At 54.3% G+C, this 19,903-nt stretch carries 15 protein-coding genes; 3 read left to right on the forward strand and 12 right to left on the reverse strand.

Going from position 1 to position 19,903, the window contains the following annotated elements; genetic code table 11:
• Nucleotides 1–677: 677 nt before the first annotated feature.
• Entirely contained in the window at nt 678–4,400 is a 3,723-nt protein-coding gene (locus bcor_RS03215; protein ID WP_033497050.1) for a YobI family P-loop NTPase, read from the forward strand.
• Nucleotides 4,401–4,501: 101 nt separating this feature from the next.
• Nucleotides 4,502–5,338 (forward strand): SPL family radical SAM protein, encoded by an 837-nt coding sequence (locus bcor_RS03220; RefSeq protein WP_081870330.1) that lies wholly within the window; start codon nt 4,502–4,504, stop codon nt 5,336–5,338.
• A gap of 262 nt (nt 5,339–5,600) precedes the next feature.
• Here the strand turns inward: bcor_RS03220 and bcor_RS03225 are convergent, their stop codons facing one another.
• The 5 genes from bcor_RS03225 to bcor_RS03245 form a co-directional block, all read right to left on the reverse strand.
• Nucleotides 5,601–5,822: a hypothetical protein gene (locus bcor_RS03225; protein ID WP_051875641.1), complete on the reverse strand. Its 222-nt coding sequence runs from the start codon at nt 5,820–5,822 to the stop codon at nt 5,601–5,603.
• Nucleotides 5,823–6,190: 368 nt separating this feature from the next.
• On the reverse strand, nt 6,191–6,724 hold the full coding sequence (locus tag bcor_RS03230; protein ID WP_033497046.1) for a ClbS/DfsB family four-helix bundle protein: 534 nt from the start codon (nt 6,722–6,724) through the stop codon (nt 6,191–6,193).
• A 57-nt stretch (nt 6,725–6,781) separates the two neighbouring features.
• A complete protein-coding gene (locus bcor_RS03235; RefSeq protein WP_045921258.1) occupies nt 6,782–7,291 on the reverse strand; it encodes a zinc ribbon domain-containing protein in 510 nt (169 codons plus the stop codon).
• 244 nt (nt 7,292–7,535) lie between these two features.
• Nucleotides 7,536–9,665, reverse strand: a complete 2,130-nt coding sequence (gene der, locus bcor_RS03240) for a bifunctional cytidylate kinase/GTPase Der (protein ID WP_033497044.1) — start codon at nt 9,663–9,665, stop codon at nt 7,536–7,538.
• Entirely contained in the window at nt 9,662–10,435 is a 774-nt protein-coding gene (locus bcor_RS03245; protein ID WP_033490054.1) for a pseudouridine synthase, read from the reverse strand. Before bcor_RS03245 ends, der begins: the two co-directional genes overlap by 4 nt.
• A gap of 186 nt (nt 10,436–10,621) precedes the next feature.
• Here bcor_RS03245 and bcor_RS03250 point away from each other — a divergent pair, with 186 nt between their 5' ends.
• Entirely contained in the window at nt 10,622–11,755 is a 1,134-nt protein-coding gene (locus bcor_RS03250) for an MIP/aquaporin family protein (protein WP_051875642.1), read from the forward strand.
• Here bcor_RS03250 and bcor_RS07645 read toward each other — a convergent pair.
• The 7 genes from bcor_RS07645 to bcor_RS03285 all read right to left on the reverse strand — a co-directional run bounded on the left by bcor_RS07645 (nt 11,752) and on the right by bcor_RS03285 (nt 19,798).
• Entirely contained in the window at nt 11,752–12,138 is a 387-nt protein-coding gene (locus bcor_RS07645; RefSeq protein WP_238548574.1) for a DUF3017 domain-containing protein, read from the reverse strand. The genes bcor_RS03250 and bcor_RS07645 overlap by 4 nt on opposite strands.
• A gap of 274 nt (nt 12,139–12,412) precedes the next feature.
• Nucleotides 12,413–13,786, reverse strand: coding sequence for an NAD-dependent succinate-semialdehyde dehydrogenase (locus bcor_RS03260; RefSeq protein ID WP_033497042.1), 1,374 nt, complete (start codon nt 13,784–13,786; stop codon nt 12,413–12,415).
• Between the two features lie 146 nt (nt 13,787–13,932).
• Nucleotides 13,933–15,534 carry a bifunctional phosphoribosylaminoimidazolecarboxamide formyltransferase/IMP cyclohydrolase gene (purH, locus tag bcor_RS03265; RefSeq protein ID WP_033497040.1) on the reverse strand — a complete coding sequence of 534 codons (1,602 nt, stop codon included), beginning with the start codon at nt 15,532–15,534 and terminating at the stop codon, nt 13,933–13,935.
• A gap of 21 nt (nt 15,535–15,555) precedes the next feature.
• Nucleotides 15,556–17,061, reverse strand: a complete 1,506-nt coding sequence (locus bcor_RS03270; RefSeq protein WP_033497038.1) for a cell division protein PerM — start codon at nt 17,059–17,061, stop codon at nt 15,556–15,558.
• Nucleotides 17,058–17,984, reverse strand: coding sequence for a succinate--CoA ligase subunit alpha (gene sucD, locus bcor_RS03275; protein ID WP_033497036.1), 927 nt, complete (start codon nt 17,982–17,984; stop codon nt 17,058–17,060). Before sucD ends, bcor_RS03270 begins: the two co-directional genes overlap by 4 nt.
• Entirely contained in the window at nt 17,984–19,192 is a 1,209-nt protein-coding gene (sucC, locus tag bcor_RS03280) for an ADP-forming succinate--CoA ligase subunit beta (RefSeq protein WP_033497034.1), read from the reverse strand. Before sucC ends, sucD begins: the two co-directional genes overlap by 1 nt.
• A gap of 21 nt (nt 19,193–19,213) precedes the next feature.
• On the reverse strand, nt 19,214–19,798 hold the full coding sequence (locus bcor_RS03285; RefSeq protein WP_033497032.1) for an adenine phosphoribosyltransferase: 585 nt from the start codon (nt 19,796–19,798) through the stop codon (nt 19,214–19,216).
• Nucleotides 19,799–19,903 lie beyond the last annotated feature (105 nt).

The raw sequence follows: 19,903 nt of genomic DNA on the forward strand, positions 1-19,903 counted from the left end.
CTATGGAAGCTACTTTCGGCAGTGCGGGCAACACGAAAAGCGTATATGTCCCCCCAGGTGGACATATACGCCGGCATTTCTTCCGAGACGGTGTGTATTTACCGAATCGGAACGTTTAAGGTGCAATGCCCAGAGTCCGGTCGACATCATGAATCGTCTACGGATATAGGGATTGGTTCCAAATCCCCGACCGAGCAGTTGGACACTACTTCACCTGGTGTCAGTACATCCGCGGTTACGCTCAGCCTCGCGTATCTTTTTGGAGCGAACTAAAACACACTATTCGTGGACCGGAGCACTTTGTATCATCGATGGAATTTTATGGTGAGGATAGGTTATCGAGGTCAATTTGTTTTCTCTTACTTCACCTTGTATCAGTTTGATGAATGGCATAAATGTTGAGAGTGCACTGCCCTGTCGTTGTGATAAGTAATTGGGCGTATCGCGTAACTGTCTTAGTGTGAGATAACCGATCTTGCACTTAATCGACTTCCAGTCCGCTAGGTGCTCAAACTGATGATGAACGATCAGCCATGGCGTATTACAATCAGCAGATTAATCTGATTCTGCTCTCAAGTGGAGCAAATCAAATACCGGTAATTTTATACCTATACACGGCGAATTGAGTACACGAATCTGTATAATTTGTGTTTATCTGCTAGCCATGAGGGGGCATCGTGTCTGATCGTCAAGAGGGTAAGTTGAAACTGCTCTCGCCCACTTATAACGAGGGCGAGCATGGGTACTACGTAGAGCTTGTTGAAGACGCATTGCATGCTGGTGCTTTGAATATCGCTCTTTCCGGTGCCTACGGGACTGGAAAAAGTTCTATTTTGGAGCAGGTATCCAAAATTAATGAACAAAAAGTGGCACGTATTTCATTTGCACCTCTTGCCGGTGGAACAGACGAACTTAAACGGGAAGAAGCGGGCGCTACACGTGAAGAAGTGGCGATTGAGAGTCGAACTAATAGAATCCAAAAGGAGATAATTAAACAGCTTTTCTACAGCGTATCTCCAGAGGACTTACCCCTTTCGCGTTTGCATCGTATACATGTGACAAGCTGGCAGAAACGACTCATCTACAGCGTCATAGGCGGTGTTATCTGTTTCGGCATTCTTCTACTTTCGGGAGCTTATTCAAGTATTGTCGGTACGTTATTTCCTAGCAGTTGCGGCTCATGGCTGGTTGCGATATGCGGATATATGTTCTTTCCCTTATTTGTTCTTTCTGCACTCGTCTTAATGGTATGGATGATACAGGAAAAATATGCTGGGCACTTTACGCTCGAGAAAATTGGAGCCGGCGGTATGGCAGTGACCTTAACTCCGGAAGACGGTACTCACACGTACTTCGATAAGTACTTGGATGAAATAGTTTACTTTTTCCTAAATACGGATAAGAGAATCGTGATACTTGAGGATTTGGATAGGTTTGAAACCCCGGAGATATTTGACTCTTTACGAGAACTTAATAGCATAATTAACCTAAGCTTGCAATCCGAAGTAGGGGAAACTCGGAAAAAAGTAAGGAAAACTCAAGAAAAAGATGACCGTGATTTAAATAAAGTCCAGTTCATATATGCAATAAAAGATAGCGTTTTCCCTGATCAGCTAATCGCAGGCAATGAGAAAAGTGATTTGTTGCGCCAGGTGGATGGAGTGCCTTTTGCTAGGACGAAGTTCTTCGACGTTATCATACCGGTCGTTCCTTTTATCTCCCATGAAAACGCTAAGTACTTAGCGGCAGCTTATTTTGATAAAGAAGACAGCCTTGTTGAGGTTCTTGATATCGCTGCAGAGTATATTCCTGATATGAGGCTTCTAATAAACATAAGTAACGAATATAAAGTTTATAAGGAGAAACTCAATAGATGCAATTCGTTAGAGAAATCAGGACTTGATTGTGCTCATTTGCTCGGATTTCTCATATATAAGAACACTTATCTTGAAGATGCAAGCAGGCTCTCGGAAGGAAATAGCAAGCTTGACTTCATATATAACGCTAAGCAAACGATAGTAGACCAGGCTATAACAGCAATCAGAAACCAAATCAACAGAGCTAATAGTGCAGATGACGAGGCAGACGGCAATAAGGATTTGTCGCGTTTCGAAAAGGATCTGAATGATGTACAGAGCGCCCGTATTGTTGATTTGATTTCGAAGGATGAATATACCTCTTGTCTTGACGATAAGGGTAATGCTGACGGTGGTGATGCTCGAGGGAATCGCTCATTGCGGACGTTTATCGATGATTCATTTGGTGATAGTGGACTTGCAACTGCGCTATTGCGGTCAGACTACTTGAATGAGGATTATATTCAGTATTCAATAGTCTTTGGTGAATCTCTCCCCGCGAGTGCCCGCAACTTTATTTATCACCAGGTTAATCTACATAAACCCTCCTATAACTTCCAACTTACTGACAGTGAATCCAAGAGCGTGATAAAAGAGGTCGCTAAGCGTGGAAAGCGAGCGTTCCGTGAGCCTGCACTGATGAACTGTAATCTCTTAGATTTCCTTGCGGGCGCAGACGATGAAGTATATAGCTCGCTTTTCAACGAGCAGATCACCAAGCTCTCTGAACTTGAAGATACGAGTACAGACTTTTTGTCCGTTTACTTGCAGAGTGGAAAACTGACAGACAAGGTTCTGAGGTTCCTGGCTAAGCAGTGCCCGGGGATATTCCATTTCCTGCTCCAACAAACCATGAGCGAAGACGAGATGAGAAGCGACCTCAATATCGTCCTTGCTAATCTATCACCGAACATCAACTACACGCTCGGCGAAGATGATAGAGGTCGTGCAAAAAAACTGATAGAGGGTATAGCGAACTCTGAAGATGGGAAAGAGAACGCTTTCTCTAGCTTCAAAAGAAATTCTTGCAAGCCGCTGGTAGCGATATGCAAAGAAGCAGGGGTCCGAGTTCAAGCTATAGCTAAACTGTCTGATTTTTTGAAAATCGACTTTGTAGAAGCCGGGCTATATGAGTACAATCGACAGAATCTGACATTGCTTGGTCGGGTTCCGTCTCTAGACGAGATGAGAAGGAACAGAGGTGACGAAGGCAATGAGGAAAACACAAATCTCAAATCTGATTCGCTTGACAAGAAAATCTGGTATCGCTTTTACACGGACAGCTTGACGCATATCAAGGAGTATCTCTCTTTTATGCAAAAGGGGGATCACTCTTTGAGCACTGATAAGGATGATGAGGTCCTAAGTATCCTGGAAGAACTCTCAGATGCAGATAACCCTGACGAGGATACGCTGAGAGATCTATTTCACTGGGCTCGACCGGATATCGAGGTTAGCGACATATGGGAGTTCTCTGCAGACGGTTCACTGTGTATAAAACCTGACTGGGATAAATTCGTCCCCGCTTTGCTTAAGGAGAACAGAGTAAAACCTTCAATTAAGAATGTCGAAGCTGTTACCAACAGCATCTGCAAAGAGGATAAGTTCATAGATGAGGATGGTGACGACGTTGAGGTTATGGAGGAGGATGAGGATCGAACTTGGCGGTCTGTTAAAGAAAATGCTTTAAAGCTGTTCTTGGAGAAACAGAGTTTTCTTACTGACGTCGATCAAAGGCCCGATGAGGCAAGGGAAGAGCTTGCAGAAGAACTAATCAATCTCGTGAACAAAAACCCGAATAAGCTTGAATTAATCAGAAGTATACTTCCAAGGGATAAGTTCATAGACCCTACGACGATACAATTAGCTGTCTGTGGCAATGATGAGAGCTATTCCGATTATCTTCAGTCAGGAATAATACCGGATAGTGCTGAATCATGGGAAGTAATACAGAGCGCGGACTGGGAAAAACGCATAAACTACATTTCTGCTTCAAAGAACTTCAGCACTTATATGGAAGACAGCCTAAAACCAAAGGATGCATGCAAGATTATTATCGATAAACAAACGACTCCGGCCATAAGGGAAGAGATATGGAATAATCCTGAATGTTACATATTCCCGGCAGGACCGGATTTGATCTTAGAGACGTCTCACAGTGTAGTCGAAACACAAGAACTGAGTCCTTTAAGCTATTCATCACTCTTGAGCGCCAGCGATTATTTCGAAACGCCTGATCAGTTCTCCGAGTTGATTACACTCTCTCTCCCCTTTCTCAAGGTGGAGGAAGTCCTATCGCTATTACGGAAGGTACGCGTTGATGGATATAAAAGCTTGGTTTCGACGGATAAGAGAGTAAAGAACGTCCGTCTTCCCAATACAGCTTGTAACGAGACAATTATCAAGTTCTTTGTGGACAAAGAACTTGTGGAAATAGAAAAGAAGACCCCCAAAAATATTTACGCAAAGCGAAACAGCGTGCGCATAGCTACTCAGATAGAGTTGCTTGTAGAAGTCGAGAATGAGCTGTCTCATCGGCGATGAGTCCAATGCACTATGACTCTCATTACGTTCTAGAGTTAGCATTACCTTCTGGGGTTCTTTCAGGAGCAGTATCTATGTCGATATAAGCAGATGGGGCTAAAATGAAAGTGGAAGTCAACGAAGTGGCTGTCAAATCCATCATTACGCCCAGCAATCTTCCTGATGCGGATTATGTCATTAATCCCTACCTCGGGTGCTCTTTCGGATGCAAATACTGTTATGCAAGTTTTATGGCACGTTTTGCCGGCATCGCAGAATCATCGTGGGGCAATTTTGTGTATGCGAAGGTAAACGCTCCGGAACTGATTAAGAAAGAGCTGAGTGGTAGAAGAAAAGACAAATACTTCGGGAAAAGAATCCTCTTGTCTTCTGTAACGGATCCTTATCAGCCATGTGAAAACCGCTATCAGCTGACCAAATCAATTCTACAGGAGTTCACCTCCGCGGAAATCGACGGCAGCATCGAAGTTCTGACGCGCTCGCCTATTGTTGCCCGTGACAGGGATATTCTGAGTCAACTCCCTAACTGCGAGGTCGGAATGACCGTGCACTACATCGAAGAAGATGAACCTATCAGCATGATTGAGCCCAGAGGGTATCCCATGAGGAAGCGATTAAAGGCCCTTGCGCAGCTGGCCGATTCAGGTATTCGAACATACGCCTTTATAGGCCCTCTTTTCCCGTATATGTTCTACGAAGAGGACCGTATGTCCCGCCTTCTGCATGAACTGAGAGAAGTTGGGGTTCAGGAGGTGTTCTTGGAGAAGATCAACAGGAAAGCAGGTATGGCGAGGATTCACCAAGCGGATATAGCTACCTTCGAAAAGGACAACCTGGCCAAAACACAGACCGCCGATAAGATGACCGACAGTCAAGTAATGCAAATGGCTGAAGAGTACGGACTCTCACTGAGGCTCGGCAGTGTGATCGAGCACTAAAGTGAGCTGCTTGAGGCAACCTTCCTGTAACCCTTATATTGGCATGCTGATATGGCTTCAATTGGAGACGCAAAGTCCTCTCAGATTTGCCTATCGCTTTCAAGGCATGCCGGCGACTTAGCTCTTTAGCGCCGAATCGGATAAAGAACGTCATCGAAATCGCAGTGAGAGCTCATGATGGTTCTCGGAGGTTCGCCGAATTGATGCACTCTGAGCGATTACAAGCCGACGGACATACGGACGAGAGAATGGGTTACCCGGTTCAGGAAACTCTCGCTGTCATCCGGGCAAGGTACGTAGCTGTTTTCAGATCCAGACTCGGCTCCTCTCGCCTGAGTTCACGGATAAACACAATCTTGTCCTTGTTTGGATTCATCTCCTTAGACGCGGCGATGTTCTGGGCCCATTTCACCGCTGTGTCCATCGGGTCTTCGCAGTTGGCAAATATCTTAGCGATTTCTTCCCTTGGATTGTTGTTATTCATCCATCTCATAGTTTCCCCTCCGGTCCGACATTCAAGAAAATGCAAATAAGACAATCCACCACTGTTAGCAAATTAAACGGGGAGAACTATCCGAAAAAGACATATTCGGGTACATCACCCCGCCAGAATCATCTACGATTCACCACTCCAACAGTTGTTTGACGACAGTGTTGATTGTCAGGTTCACTCTACCACTGCGATGTGAACGCTGTCACTGATTTCCAGGGTTAGTGCACCTGCGTGCATTGAGCATGGCCTGGTTCGAAGAAACCGACGTTCCAGGCCCCTCGGTTTGAAATTCAGTATCCAGCATACAAAAAGAGCCGAGACCTTGCGGCCCCGACTCTTTCCTCTTCAACGATTCGATCCTATTTCAGAGACCGAGCATACTTCCTGATCTTCTTCAGGGCCCACTCATAGTGGCTTGAGACATTGGAGACGAAGGCAGTGCCGAGGGGATAGTTGCCGGTCCAGGGGAAGTACCCGGTGGTGAAGAGCTCCTCGTTGCTGAAGGAGTTCATCAGATCCATGACCCGGCGATGGGTTCCCTTGAGCAGGTCAAGTGCCTGGGAGTATGTGGTGTCCTGATGCTTCTTCCAGAACTCCTGGTTCATCTCGCCATAATTGCGCCAGTTGTATCCATCGGGCAGGAATTCCTTGCTGATGCCCTTCTGATTGCTCTCAACCCAGTCCAGAAGCAGAACCTGCCACTCGTACAGATGAATCAGCACGTCCTTGATGGTACGGTCACGCTTCCAATGGGCTTCCTTCTCCTTGGTCACATCAAAGTGGAATTCACCATTGAGCTCTTCGCCGTTCATCGAGTCCAAAAGAGACATGAGCTTGTCGAAGTTCGTGGTGCTTGCTGTAACCAGCTCGTCCTTGGTCCGGGGCCTTGGCATGGTTCGTATATCTCCTTAACAGTGGATTGAAATCCGATGGTGTCTTCTGTTCGGACCTCAGCAGTCCTTGCAGTCTTTTTGAGAGTTTGATTCTTGATGATTCTCATGGTGCTGTTGCTGCTGATGCCAGCGCTTCAGACTGGGAATGAAGGCGCCAAGATAGGAAATGGCCACTTCAACGCTTACGCCGGTTGCTTCGGCAAAGAAAGGAGCGGTCGACTCGATAAGTTCGTACATGCACTCCTGGGTGAAGGATCCGCAGTTATAGCACCACTGGCAGTAATCAGAGTCCGGTTTCCCGTCACTGTCCTTGCCGTGCTCTGTGCCTGGTGCGGAGAAGGCCGTACCGCAGGACTGGCAGACGGGCTCATCCGGAATCTCCAGGAGTTTCAACACCGGTACATCAAGTACCGAAGAAATCAACTTAACCATATCGATACTGGGTGTGGTCTCCCCTGTTTCCCATCGTGAGACCGCCTGTCGGGTGACATAGAGTCTGGCGGCCAAATCGGCCTGGGTCATGTTTGCTGCTTTGCGCAGTTCGGGAAGTAGGTCCTGTATCGGCATTATCGGTCCTTTGAATTACTCTGCTCGGCACTAGGCCGGCTTTAGACTATTTTATCAGTACTCATCAAGGCTGTCAGCATCAGCAACAGTTCGTTGCAGGCCCTGTACCGCGACTGCGAGAGGGTGAAGGTGACAGGCTTGGATAGGCGCAAATGGGGTCTACCGCGAAAACACGGAAAGGGTCCCCTGCCGACCCACAGGCCGGACCGGGGACCCCGTCTTTACGTTCGTTCTAGATAGGGGCTTACTTCCGCTTCTTCTCGCGGATATGAACCGATATCTGGATTGGCGACCCTTCGAAACCGAACTCCTCACGTAGACAACGCTCCAGGTAGCGGCGGTATCCGTGCTCCAGGAATCCTGTAGCGAAGATAACGAACCGCGGCGGTCTGGTTGAGGCCTGGGTGGCGAAGAGAATCCTTGGCTGCTTCCCACCCCTCAGGGGGTGGGGATGGGCGGCCTGAACCTTGCCCAGGAAGGAGTTGAGTTTGCCTGTGGGAATCCGTTGGTCCCATGATTCCAAGGCGGTGCGCATGGCCCGGGCCAGACGGTTGGTGTGCCAACCTGTCTTTGCCGACAGGTTGACCCGCTCGGCCCAGGTGACACGATCGAACTCGGTCTCCCAGAGTCGCTCCAATCGCTGACGCCCGAAGTCGTCCAGGAGATCCCACTTGTTGAAGACAAGTACAATGGCCCTGCCTGCATCCACGGCCTGGCTCATGACCTTCAGATCCTGGTCGGCGATGGGCTGCGAGGTATCGAAAAGGATGAGGGCCAATTCGGACCGCTCGATGGCCGCCTGGGTGCGCAGGCTGGAGTAGTACTCGGCACCTGAGATCTTGTGGAGGCGACGCTTGATGCCGGCGGTGTCGATGAAGAGCCAATCCTCACCGTCCACACTGACCACCTCGTCGACAGGGTCCCTGGTGGTGCCGGCAAGGTCGTGAACCACTGCCCGTTCTTCGTGCGCCAGCTGGTTGAGGAGGGATGACTTGCCTACGTTGGGCCTGCCCACAAGAGCGACCCGACGCAGTCCCCCAGGCGTAAGGAAACCTGAAGTCTTGTCGGCCTTCTTCAGCTGGTCAAGGGCGGCATCAAGGAGGTCGCCGACCCCTCTGCCGTGCATGGCTGAGATGGCATAGGGTTCACCCAATCCCAGTTTCCAGAATTCGGAGGCTGTATAGTCCGCCATCCTGTCATCCAGCTTGTTGACGGCCAGAACCACAGGCTTACCGGATGCTCGAAGCATCTTAACGATGCGTTCGTCACTGGCCGTCAAACCCACCTGACCATCCACTACCAATATGACGGCATCGGCAAGTCCCACTGCGACCTGAGCCTGTGAGGCGATGGCGGATTCGATACCCTCCACATCGGATTCCCACCCACCGGTATCGACCAGTTTGAAGTCGGTCCCGGCCCACTCCGCCTCGTAGCTGACCCTGTCGCGGGTGACACCCGGGGTGTCCTCCACAACGGCGGCACGACGACCGAGAATCCTGTTGACCAGGGTGGACTTGCCGACGTTTGGCCTTCCTACGACGGCCAGGACACCGACCGGTCTGGGAGCGGCCTCATCGGACTCCGTGTCACCTGACCCAGCCAGGAGGGCGCGATCCTCCTCGCTCAGCTCATACTCGTCAAGGGCCTGGGCGTACTGGTCGAAAGAATCCTCCTCCATGACACCGGAAACGAGATCGATCAGAGTATCCAATGTCTGCTCAAAGGTCATGTCGGAGTTGTCGACCGTGGTGACTCCTGGAGCGGCGTCGGTGAATGAGGTGACCTTGGAATCCTTGGCATCCCTTGCAGCAACATTGTCGGGGCCGGTGCCGGCCCCGGATGCGGTCTGTCCGGACCTGCGGGCCTCACGGACCTCCTCGCGAGCCGTAAGGAGGACGCGGACCTGGGCATCGGGTGCCACCACTGTGGTGATGTCACGTCCCTCGGCCACGATGCCGCGGCCCTGGGATATGGACTCTTCCTGACCCTGTTCGGCGATGATGGCCTGTTGGGCGGCAATCAGCACCCTTCGGACTGAGGGAATTGAGGAAACCGTCGAGACGTGCGACGATACCTGACTGGAACGGATCTCACGACCGACATCCTCGCCGTCCAGGCTGACCTTGGGGTCGTCGGGGTCCAATCCCATTTCCAGGTGCCCATCCGTGATGGAGGCTGCTACGGCTTCGGTTATGGCCTCCTGGTCCGGTCTGTCGGTATCAAGGTCCATCCCCTGCCTGATGCACCAGAGGGCGCTGGCCCGGTACATGGCTCCGGTGTCCAGGTATGCCAGGCCGAAGTGCTTGGCCAGGGCACGGGAGGTGGATGACTTGCCGACTCCAGCAGGTCCGTCGATGGCTACGGTGATCACAGACCCACCTCCTTGTCGAGAGACTTGATTTCGGCCGGCGACAGGACGCGATAGGACCCGGGTCTGACCTCTCCGAGTTTGATTGGGCCAATCTGGGTGCGCACCAGGCGGATGACAGGGAAACCGATGGCCCCGAAGATGCGCCTGACAATTCGGTTCTTGCCTGAGTGAAGCACGACCTTGACCATGGTGTGCTCCCTGTTGTGGTCGACGATGGCGCAGTGGTCGAGTCGAATCAGACCGTCGTCCAGTTCAACCCCTTGGCTGACCAGGCGACGGCAGACGTTCCCGCCGATGTGGCCTTTCAGGGTGACCATATAGGTCTTTTGGACCTCATACTTGGGGTGCATGACATGCTGAGCCAGCTCCCCGTCGTCTGTCATGAGGATCAGCCCTTCGGAATCGTAGTCCAACCGGCCCATGTGGAAGACCCGCTCGTACCTGTCGCCGATGATGTCGCGGAGGGTGAAGCGGCCCTTGGGGTCGTCCATGGTGGAAAGGACCCTACGAGGCTTGTTCAGGGCCAAGGTGACGTGTTTGTCGTTCAGATGGATACGGGATCCATCAACGCGGACTTGTTGGTGTTGTGGGTCGACTCGGCTGCCCAGCTCGGTGACCAGTTCACCGTCAACTTCGACCCTGCCCTGGGTGATGATTTCCTCGCACTTACGGCGGGAGCCGAATCCGGCCTGGGCCAGGATCTTCTGGAGGCGAATTCCCTCCTCGTCGTTCTGACGCGCGCGGATGGCTTGCGAATATGGATGAGGCATCGTTCTCCCAACGTGGCCTGTCTGAAAAGACATGTGACTTGCATAGGAAAGCCCCGAACGGGGCTGTGCGGTTATACCGGGCAAGAAGACCGGTAAGACCTCGATATAGTATAACGGATGGTTGTGATGTCTTTCGAGTAGTATTGCTCACGCCATAAGTGACCAGTCTGATAAAAGGTAGGGGAAATGAACGTGGATCCAACCGTAGAACCGCTTGCCCAGCAGCTCGGGCAGAACAACACGGCAGAGGAGACCAACGAAGACAAGGGAACCGCCGACAAGACGTCCGGCAAGGTCGGTTTCCATGCCAGAGACATCAGATGGATCAGGGTTGGAGCGGAGTTTGCCGGCACTTTCCTGATTTGCCTGGCGCTCTACCTGACCTTCACGTTCAGCCAGATTCTCCTGGACGTTCCCACGGTGACCCTTCCTGTCATCGGCACCGCTGTGATCTACATTGTGGTCACCGCCATGCTGGGGTCAATCTCAGGTGGGCACTTCAACCCCGCCGTAACCGTGGCTGCCATGTTCACCTCGCAGATTTCGGTGATTGACGGCATCCTTTACATCGTTTCCCAACTGGTGGGTGCCGTCTGTGCGGCAGCGGTCCTGATTGGCTTCGTTCCGTCGAACGAGACCTTCCCCGCCAAGACCTGGCTCATGTTTACTGTGAACGGCTTTGGATCAGGCTCCCCCACCGCAGCCACGCTTGCCCAGCACCACATCTCCTTCGGCACGGGCCTCGCCATCATCGTCGAGCTGGTCGGCGGTTTGCTTGTCGTCGGTACAGCGGTAGCCACGCTCCGCAAGGACGGGCGGCCGCATAAGAACCATGCCCTCTATACCGGCCTTGCCTACGGTGCCGGCACCCTCATCACCTACCCGATCACCAATGCCGGTCTGAACCCCGCTCGCTCCACTGGCATCGCCGTCTTTGCCCAGTCCAAGGATATGGCTGTTTCTCCGCTGTCCCAGCTCTGGCTCTTCTGGATCTGCCCGCTTCTGGCGGCCTCCCTGGTGGCATTGATTGTCATCCTGTCAGGCATCGTCACCGACGGTCTGCGCAACCGCGCTCGGATCGCCAAGGTTTCTGTAGGCGAGAACGAGGAAATGGATCCTTCTGACGAGTCGCAGGATAAGGGCAACGATGACACCAGTGTGGCGTCTGACCCGAAGTCCGTTGCAGAGGAAGAAAAGGACGCATCAGAAGTGACAGCCGCTGGGGCGACGGTACATCTGCACTCCTCCGAGGTGGATTCCTACCTGAATCGTCTGAAAGAGGACCAGCAGGCCAAGGCTTCCTCAGACTCGGAGGACTAAAGCAGGAGCTGGATACTCAGATAGGTCAGAAGGAGCCCGACTCCCAGGCAGATGCCGATGAAGGAGTCGAAAGCGACCGACCTGACCTTCCAGGGGCTTTTCTTCCTGAGTATCAGGCGGAGTACTCCTGATACGATGGCCGCGACGGACACAATGACCGTCGCGGCCATCGTATTTCCGGATATGGCTACCAGTGCCGATGCGATGACAACAAGGAAGATGACCCCCTCGAAGATGGGATGTCCCTCATGCGACTCCGAAACGAAAGGATGTCCATGAGACTCCCGGTTCGGCGTTCTCTCAACTTCATTCGTCTGCTCGCGACCTTGTACGGAAGAGGTCAGAGCCCCGGAGTCTGCATGCTGCGCCGCCGATTTCATCATTGGCCTTCCTGTGATATCTCTTTTTCTTCTCCGCAGTCTACCAACCTGTGCCAACAGGGTACCCCTCCCCTACGCGGCAAGTTCAGGAAGAGCGGAACAAGGAATGGCCCCCGGTTACGATTCACCGGGCCGCCTGAGCGCATTGAAGAACGGTTCTTGGTGCGATCCCGGTTCTTCGCATAGGAGATTCCCGGACCGAGCGAATCAGCAAAAGGTGTCAACGCCCCGCAAAGGACGTTGACACCTCTCTTATAACGCTGGATCAGTTGTTCAATCAGTGGTCATGGTCAAAAATGAGATGCTCGTTGGCGAAGGTGTCAAAGCCCAGACTGTAGAGCTCTCTTCCATAGCCGGAGTTCTTGATCCCACCAAAGGGCAGTTCCGGCATGGTCACCCAGCCGCCGTTGATGAAGGTCATCCCGGTCTCGATCCGACGGGCCAGCTCATCGGCGTGCTCGATGTCCTGCGAGAAGACCGTTCCACCTAGGCCGTAGCTGGAGTCGTTGGCCAGTTCGATGGCCTCGTCTTCGGAATTGACCTTGTAGATGGTCGCCACAGGTCCGAACATCTCCTGGTCGTATGCCGGATTGTCCTTGGTGATGTCCGTAAGGATGGTAGGCATCAGGAAAGCCCCGGGGGAATCGACTGGCTTGTTTCCGTACGCGACCTTGGCGCCGGCTGCGACGGCCTGATTCAGCTGTTTCTGGAGGCCATCGCGAGCATGGGTCGTGCACATGGGGGCCATGGTGGTCTCAGGGTTGCTTGGATCACCCATCACCAGTTTGGAGAAGGACTCCACCATCATGGAGACAAAATCGTCGTACTTGTCGGCCATGACGATGAAGCGCTTGGAGGCGCAGCATACCTGGCCTGCATTCATCAGTCTGGCACCAGGCGCCACCTTCCTGAGGAGGTTCCAATCGGCATCATCCAAAATGATGAAGGCGTCATTGCCGCCCAGCTCCATGGAGGACTTCTTCAGGTGCATCCCGGCCGACTTGGCTACGGAGGCCCCGCCGCGTTCCGAACCGGTCAGTGCCACACCAGCCACCCGCTTGTCCGCGATGGCCTTGTCGACCTGATCGTAGTTGATGAAGAGGTTGGTCAGGCTGCCCTCGGGTGCACCGGCGCGCAGAACAGCGTCCTCGAAGGCCATTGCCGAGGCGGGTACATTGGAGGCGTGCTTGAGGATCATCGGGTTGCCCAGGATGAAGTTGGGGGCAAAGACCCGCATGATCTGGTAGTAGGGGAAGTTCCAAGGCTCGACCATGACCAATACGCCGGTGGCCTGTTTGACGTAATAGGCCTTGCCTGCGGGGTTGTCCAAAGGAGTCGGTTTGAGCAGGTCTTCGGCCTTGTCGGCGAAGTACTGGGCGATGTTTGCACAGAGCTCAACCTCTGCCCGAGCTTCGGTAATCAGCTTCCCCATGTCCTTGGTCAGATTTGCGGCAAGGGCATCCTTTTCCTGACGGAAGATATCCGCTACCCGGCGGAGCTGCCCGGCACGTTCCGAGGCACCATCCTCTCTCCTCCAGCGCTTGTAGAGGGCATGCCCGGTCGCCAGGGCATCCTCCAGGTCCGCATCAGTGGCATCGGGATAGGTCTTGATGAGCTCATTCGTATACGGGTTTACGGTCTGATATGTCACCTTGGTCTCCTTTGAATCATAGGCATCCAGCAGCTTCCTCGCTGACAGTCCACTTATCCTATCACCGTAGCCTCATCGGGAGGGTGTATGTCGGGGTATAACAAACGGGGGGAAGGGACGCCTGCCCTCCCCCGCTTTGATGCGCTTCAGTGGAAGAAGTGTCTGGTTCCGGTAAGGTACATGGTCATGCCGGCTTTTTTGGCAGCCTCGATGACCTCTTCGTCCCTGATGGATCCACCCGGGTGGACGGCAGCCACCACTCCGGCCTCGGCCAGGTATTCCAGACCGTCGGCGAAGGGGAAGAATGCGTCGGAAGCCGCAACGGAGCCCTTGGCACGGTTAAGGCCCTCAGCCAGGGTGTTGGCCCTCTCTACAGCCAGATGACTGGAATCGACTCGGTTGACCTGGCCCATACCGATGCCTACGGTTGCACCATCATGGGCCAGAAGGATGGCATTGGACTTGACTGAGCGAATGGCACGCCAGGCGAACATCAGATCGCTCATGGTCGGGTCGTCGGGTTCCGGGCCGGAAACCAACCTCCAACTGTCCGGGTTGTCACCTGGTGCGTCAATCAGATCTTCGGACTGAACCAGGACCCCTCCGTCGATTGGACGCAGGAATGGCAGATGCCGGGGCGGACGCTCTACCTTGAGGATACGCAGGTTCTTCTTGGTTTTGAGAAGGTCAAGAGCCTCATCCTCGTAATCCGGGGCCACGATGACCTCGGTGAAGATTGGTTTGACTTGCTTGGCCATGGCAAGGGTGACTGGGCGATTGGCGGCGATGACTCCGCCATAGGCGCTCATGGGGTCGCAGGCATGGGCTTTGAGGTGGGCTTGAGCGATAGTCTCGCCGATGGCCAGACCGCAGGGATTGGAGTGTTTTACCACGGCCACGGCTGGGCGGTCGGCGAAATCCCAGACCGTTCGCCAAGCCGAATCCGCATCCACGTAGTTGTTGTAACTCATGGCCTTGGCTCCACCCAGCTGGATTGCGGACGCAAATCCTGTTCGATCCAGCGGATCAAGGTATAAGGCAGCATGCTGGTGGGGGTTCTCTCCGTACCGGAGCTCATGTGAGAGATTCCAGGTCCTGGTCAGATTACCAGGTGCGGCGGTCTGGTTTGAACCGTCTTCTGTAGTACAGGACCAGTGTTCCGCGGTCCACTCAGCGATTGCGGCGTCGTAGGCTGCCGTCATGGCGAAGGCCTTTGCAGCGAGTGCCTGGCGTTCTGCAAGGTCAAAACCCGTACCGGAACTCACACGCTCCGCGGCCAAGGAGTAATCCGCTGAGTCGGTGACGATGGCAACACTGGCATTGTTCTTGGCCGCCGCGCGGACCATGGCAGGGCCGCCGATGTCGATCTTCTCCAGGCAGGCGGCTGGGTCTGCACCGGAAAGAACGGTTTGAGCGAATGGATAAAGGTTGACCACCACCAGGTCAAAAGGCTGAATCTCCAAATCCTTGAGTTGGCGGGCGTGATCCGGGTTGGTCATATCAGCCAGGATGCCTGCGTGGATGTGTGGGTCAAGGGTTTTCACACGTCCACCGAGGCTCTCCGGGAATCCTGTCACCTTTTCGACGGGAGTGACCTGAACTCCCATTGATTCCAGTGTTGTTGCCGTGCTGCCTGTGGAAACGACCTGGGTGCCGGCTTGGACAAAGGCCCTTGCCAGCTCCTCTAGTCCCTCTTTTTCATAGACCGATACCAATGCCCTGGCGATTCTTCTGGTGGTGTCAGCCATGGCTCTCCTTCGATAGGTTGATTATTGGTTTTCCTGACTGCTGGACCTTGCGCTTCGGGTACTGCTCGCGGTTCGAGGGTGATTGGGCTTTTTCCCGGTGGAAGTGACGCGACGGGAAGCGTTGCCGGATCCTTCCCGGTGATCGGATTGCCCTTCGTTCGTTTTCCTTTTGCTGTTTTGACTGCGATTTTCCGGGAGGTCCTCTGACGAGGCATCAGTTGCCGGTTCATTGTCCTCGTCCTGTTCTTCGGTATCGCCATCCCAAGTCGCCATACCGTTGACCAAGGCGCCATTCATCTGGATGTGCGATTGGACCTGCTTCCAAAGCACCAGCAGTGATCCGGTCAGGATGGCAAGAACCCAGCTGGTCATAAGACCCATGCCCAGGGAGGTTGCGATCATTTTCCCGGAAGCGGGTATCGAGACGCCAACTGAAGCGAGGCGCTCCGTGCCGAGTGATCCATTGGAGAACAGAAAGACCAGGCAGGAGATGATCAGACAGGTCATCCAGGCCAGGATCATAGACAGTGTGGACTGGAGGAAATGCCTGATAACGGTCCAGGACAGGACGCCGTGTTTGCGAACTGCCGTGAAGAGTCGATGGTTCCGTGAGCCCAGGAGCAATAGGACACCCAGAACAAGCCCGGCCAATAGTGGGATGTTGAGGAGGAGTGTCCTTACACCCTGGTCGGCAACGGGGTCGGGGAAGAGACCAAAGAGCGGTACAGAAGGAAGGCTCTTGGCATGCCCTGACCAAAGAGTGAAGGAGGCCAGTTCTCCTATGGAGAACCCGTCACCCATAAGCCAGGAATAAGCCCAGATCACCAGGGTCGGCAACCAGGCCAGTGAGGCGATGGAGGTGACGACGGAAGATGCTGGTCCCATCCGAGCCAGGTTGAAGAGCTTGGCAACGGCGCCATGGTATAAGACAACCCAACAGATTAAGGCGATCAGTCCAGCCGCGAGGAATATACCTACCAGTGCGGCACCCCACGATAGACCCAAGCGAACTGAACGACGCAACCAGGCGGGGATTCTCTCCTGAACAGCGCTCTCCCACCAGGTGTGGAACTCCTTGGACGTCACCACGGCCAGGGCATAGCCGGACAGGAAGACCAGGGCGGCCTTGAATATGATGACCGGCGTGGTGTCCACCTGAATCGTCTGTGTGCCCTGGAGGATGACCAGGTTCAGGATCATCCATGTCAGGGTACCCAGACAGCAGCCGCCCACAGATAAGCCGCGCCAGGAGACCAGGGCTTTGATCAGCCACAGCAGACCGATGGTCAGCAGAAGGGGCATGATGGTCAACGTCAAGGATCCTGCGGTGAAGCCCGCTCCCTGGGTGAGTAGAATCAGCGTCTCGGTAAGAGGGACCGTGGCAATCGACAGGGAAGGACCGCCCTCCTCTATCGAGATGATGAGCAGCATCAGGGCCATGCACGCCCCTAGGGTCACAGCGTAGATGGACATGGCGAGGAGGGCCTCCAAGGCCCCCTTACCCCAGGTCCTGAGACGTGCGATCATATGATGCCGTGCTCCGAGAGTACTGTTCTGGTCAATTCGGCGGCCTGGCCGGGTGTAGTGCCGACCTTTATGCCGACGGACTCCAGTGCCTCTTTCTTGTCTGCGGCAGTTCCCTTGCCGCCGGATATGATTGCTCCTGCATGGCCCATCTGCTTACCTTCCGGAGCCGTGAATCCGGCGATATAGGCAATAATCGGCTTGGTCATATGGGTGGAGGCCCAACGGGCGGCATCCTGCTCGGCCGTGCCACCGATTTCGCCAATCAGAACGCAAGCCTTGGTCTCCTCGTCCCTGTTGAAGGCCTGGAGCGCTTCAAGGATCGTTGTGCCCACGATGGGGTCGCCGCCTATGCCCAGGCAGGCGGTGAATCCGATGGAGGCCAGCTCTCCCATCAGCTGATAAGTCAGAGTGCCGGACTTGGAGACCAGACCGATTGGCCCGCGTCCCACAATCCCGTCGGGGATGATGCCCAGATTGGTGCCTTTTGCATCTGGCTGCGACGGCAGGGTCATCAACCCAGGGCAGTTGGGGCCTACGATGCGGCAGCCTTTGTCGTGGGCCAGAGCCACACAGTATGCCGTATCCGCTACGGGGATACCTTCTGTAATGACGACAATCAGGGGGATACCCGCGAGGATGGCCTCAACCATGGCATCCTTGGCGAACCTGGGCGGCACGAAGATGACCGAGGCAGCGGCATGTGTGGCAGCGACGGCTTGGGCACAGTCGGCGAAGACCGGGACCTGTATGACGGTGGTACCGTCAGTCGCGGCGAAGTCGACGTTGGTTCCGGCCTTGCGGGGGTTGACCCCTCCAACAATCCTGGTCCCTGCCTGAATCATCCTGGCGGTGTGGACCATGCCTTGGTGCCCGGTCATTCCCTGGACGATCACCGGCGCTCCGTCCTCAATGAACAGGGCCATCACTCACCCTCCTTGGAATCGGAAGCTGTGCTGACTTTGGCCAGGCGGACAGCCTGGGCTGCGGCCTCCTCCATGGTATCCGTCACTGTAAGGCGAGAATCGTGGCTCTCTGCGATGATGCTCAGCCCTTCCTGGGCTGCGTTGCCGTCAAAGCGGACCACAATGGGCCTGGGGTCATCCCGATGGGAAACCGCCTGCACGATCCCCTGTGCGACCTGGGCGCACGAGGTGATGCCACCGTAGACATTGACCATGACGGACCGCACTTGGGGGTCGGACAGAACCACATCCAGGCTGGTTTCCATGACCTGGGCCGAGGCACCACCTCCGATGTCGAGGAAGTTGGCGGGCTTGATTGCGGTTCCCTGCTCTTTACCTGCTCCGGAGACCGCGTCCAGAGAGCTCATGACAAGACCGGCTCCGTTTCCGATTACTCCGACCTGACCGTTGAGATGTACGTAGTGCAGGCCATTTTCCTTGGCCTTGCGCTCATAGGGATCATCCTGGTCACTGTCGGAGAAACGGGCCCAGCCATCATGGCGGAAGGCCGCATTTCCGTCCAAAGAGATTTTGGCGTCCAAGGCGTCAAGGTGCTTGGTCGATTCATCGTCCGGGTCACCGACCTTGGCCAGAGGATTGATTTCCACCAGTGTGGCATCACACTCCTGGAAGGTCTCCCACATATGAAGAAGGATGTCGGCGGCCTGGTCCAAATCGGCATGATAGAAACCGATGCGACCAGCCATGGCTTTTGCGGCCTGACGGTCGAAGACCTCCAGGGGGCTGATGTGCAGGCGCTTGACCGACTCCGGGTGTTGTAGGGCGACCGCCTCAACCTCGGTTCCACCGTTGGCAGTGGCGAGGACATCGTAATCCCTTGAAGCGCGATCCACGGAGATGGACACGTAGTACTCATGCAGGATGTTCTCAGCCTTGGTGATCAGGACTCCCCTGACCGGATGACCGGAAATGGTCATGGGAAGAATCTGCTCGGCCAGTTGCATGGCTTCTTCCCTATTGTGCGCACGCTTCACGGCACCAGCCTGACCGCGATGGCCAATGGTGGCCTGTCCCTTGACCATACAGGGGTAGCCGATGGTATCCGCGGCCTCTCCGGCCTCTTCGACTGTGGAGGCATAGACGGCACGCGGTTGGGGAATCCCGTGCTCCTCAAGCAGCTGCCTGGCCTGGTACTCATAGAGATCCATGGGTCTGCTCCTCCTTTGCGCTCAGGCCGGCATATTGAGCAGGCTGGATGCCGGGTAAGGCCCTAGAGCTTCGCGGCCTTTAAGGCCATTGAGTTCCATGACAAAGCTGAACCCTGCCACCTGACCCCCAGCCTGCTCAATGAGACGGGCGGCGGCCTGGGCGGAGCCACCCGTGGCAATGAGGTCGTCGACTACGAGGACACGCTGACCGGGCTGAATGCAGGACTTCTCTATCTCGATTCTGGCATTGCCATACTCAAGTGAGTACTCCTGGGACAGGGTTTCAGGAGGGAGCTTCCCCTCCTTGCGGATGGCCAGGAACCCCTTGCCCGTCTTGGCGGCAAGCTGAGGCCCAATCAGGAATCCTCGGGCCTCCAGTCCGGCAACCAGATCGAACTGATCGACAGGAACCGGAAGGGTCTTCTCCATGGCATCGAGCAGGATGCCCAGGCCGCGTGAGTCAGAGAGCGCGGGGATGAAGTCCCTGAAAAGAATCCCCTGCTTGGGGAAATCGGGTATGGTGCGAATCAAGGAGATGAGATAATTGGCGTCGCTCTCGCCTACAACCTCGAGCTGTCCGATTTCAATATCGCCAGAATGAGCCATGTTCTTCTTTCTGTCTCGCTCCTTGGAACTGATAAGACTCTGCAATCATACCTGTTCGATGTCACACGAGGCGTTTTTTAATCGACAAACTCTGTAATGGCAGTT

Origin of the sequence: Bifidobacterium coryneforme, from assembly GCF_000737865.1 — a bacterium.
Taxonomy (GTDB): domain Bacteria; phylum Actinomycetota; class Actinomycetes; order Actinomycetales; family Bifidobacteriaceae; genus Bombiscardovia; species Bombiscardovia coryneformis.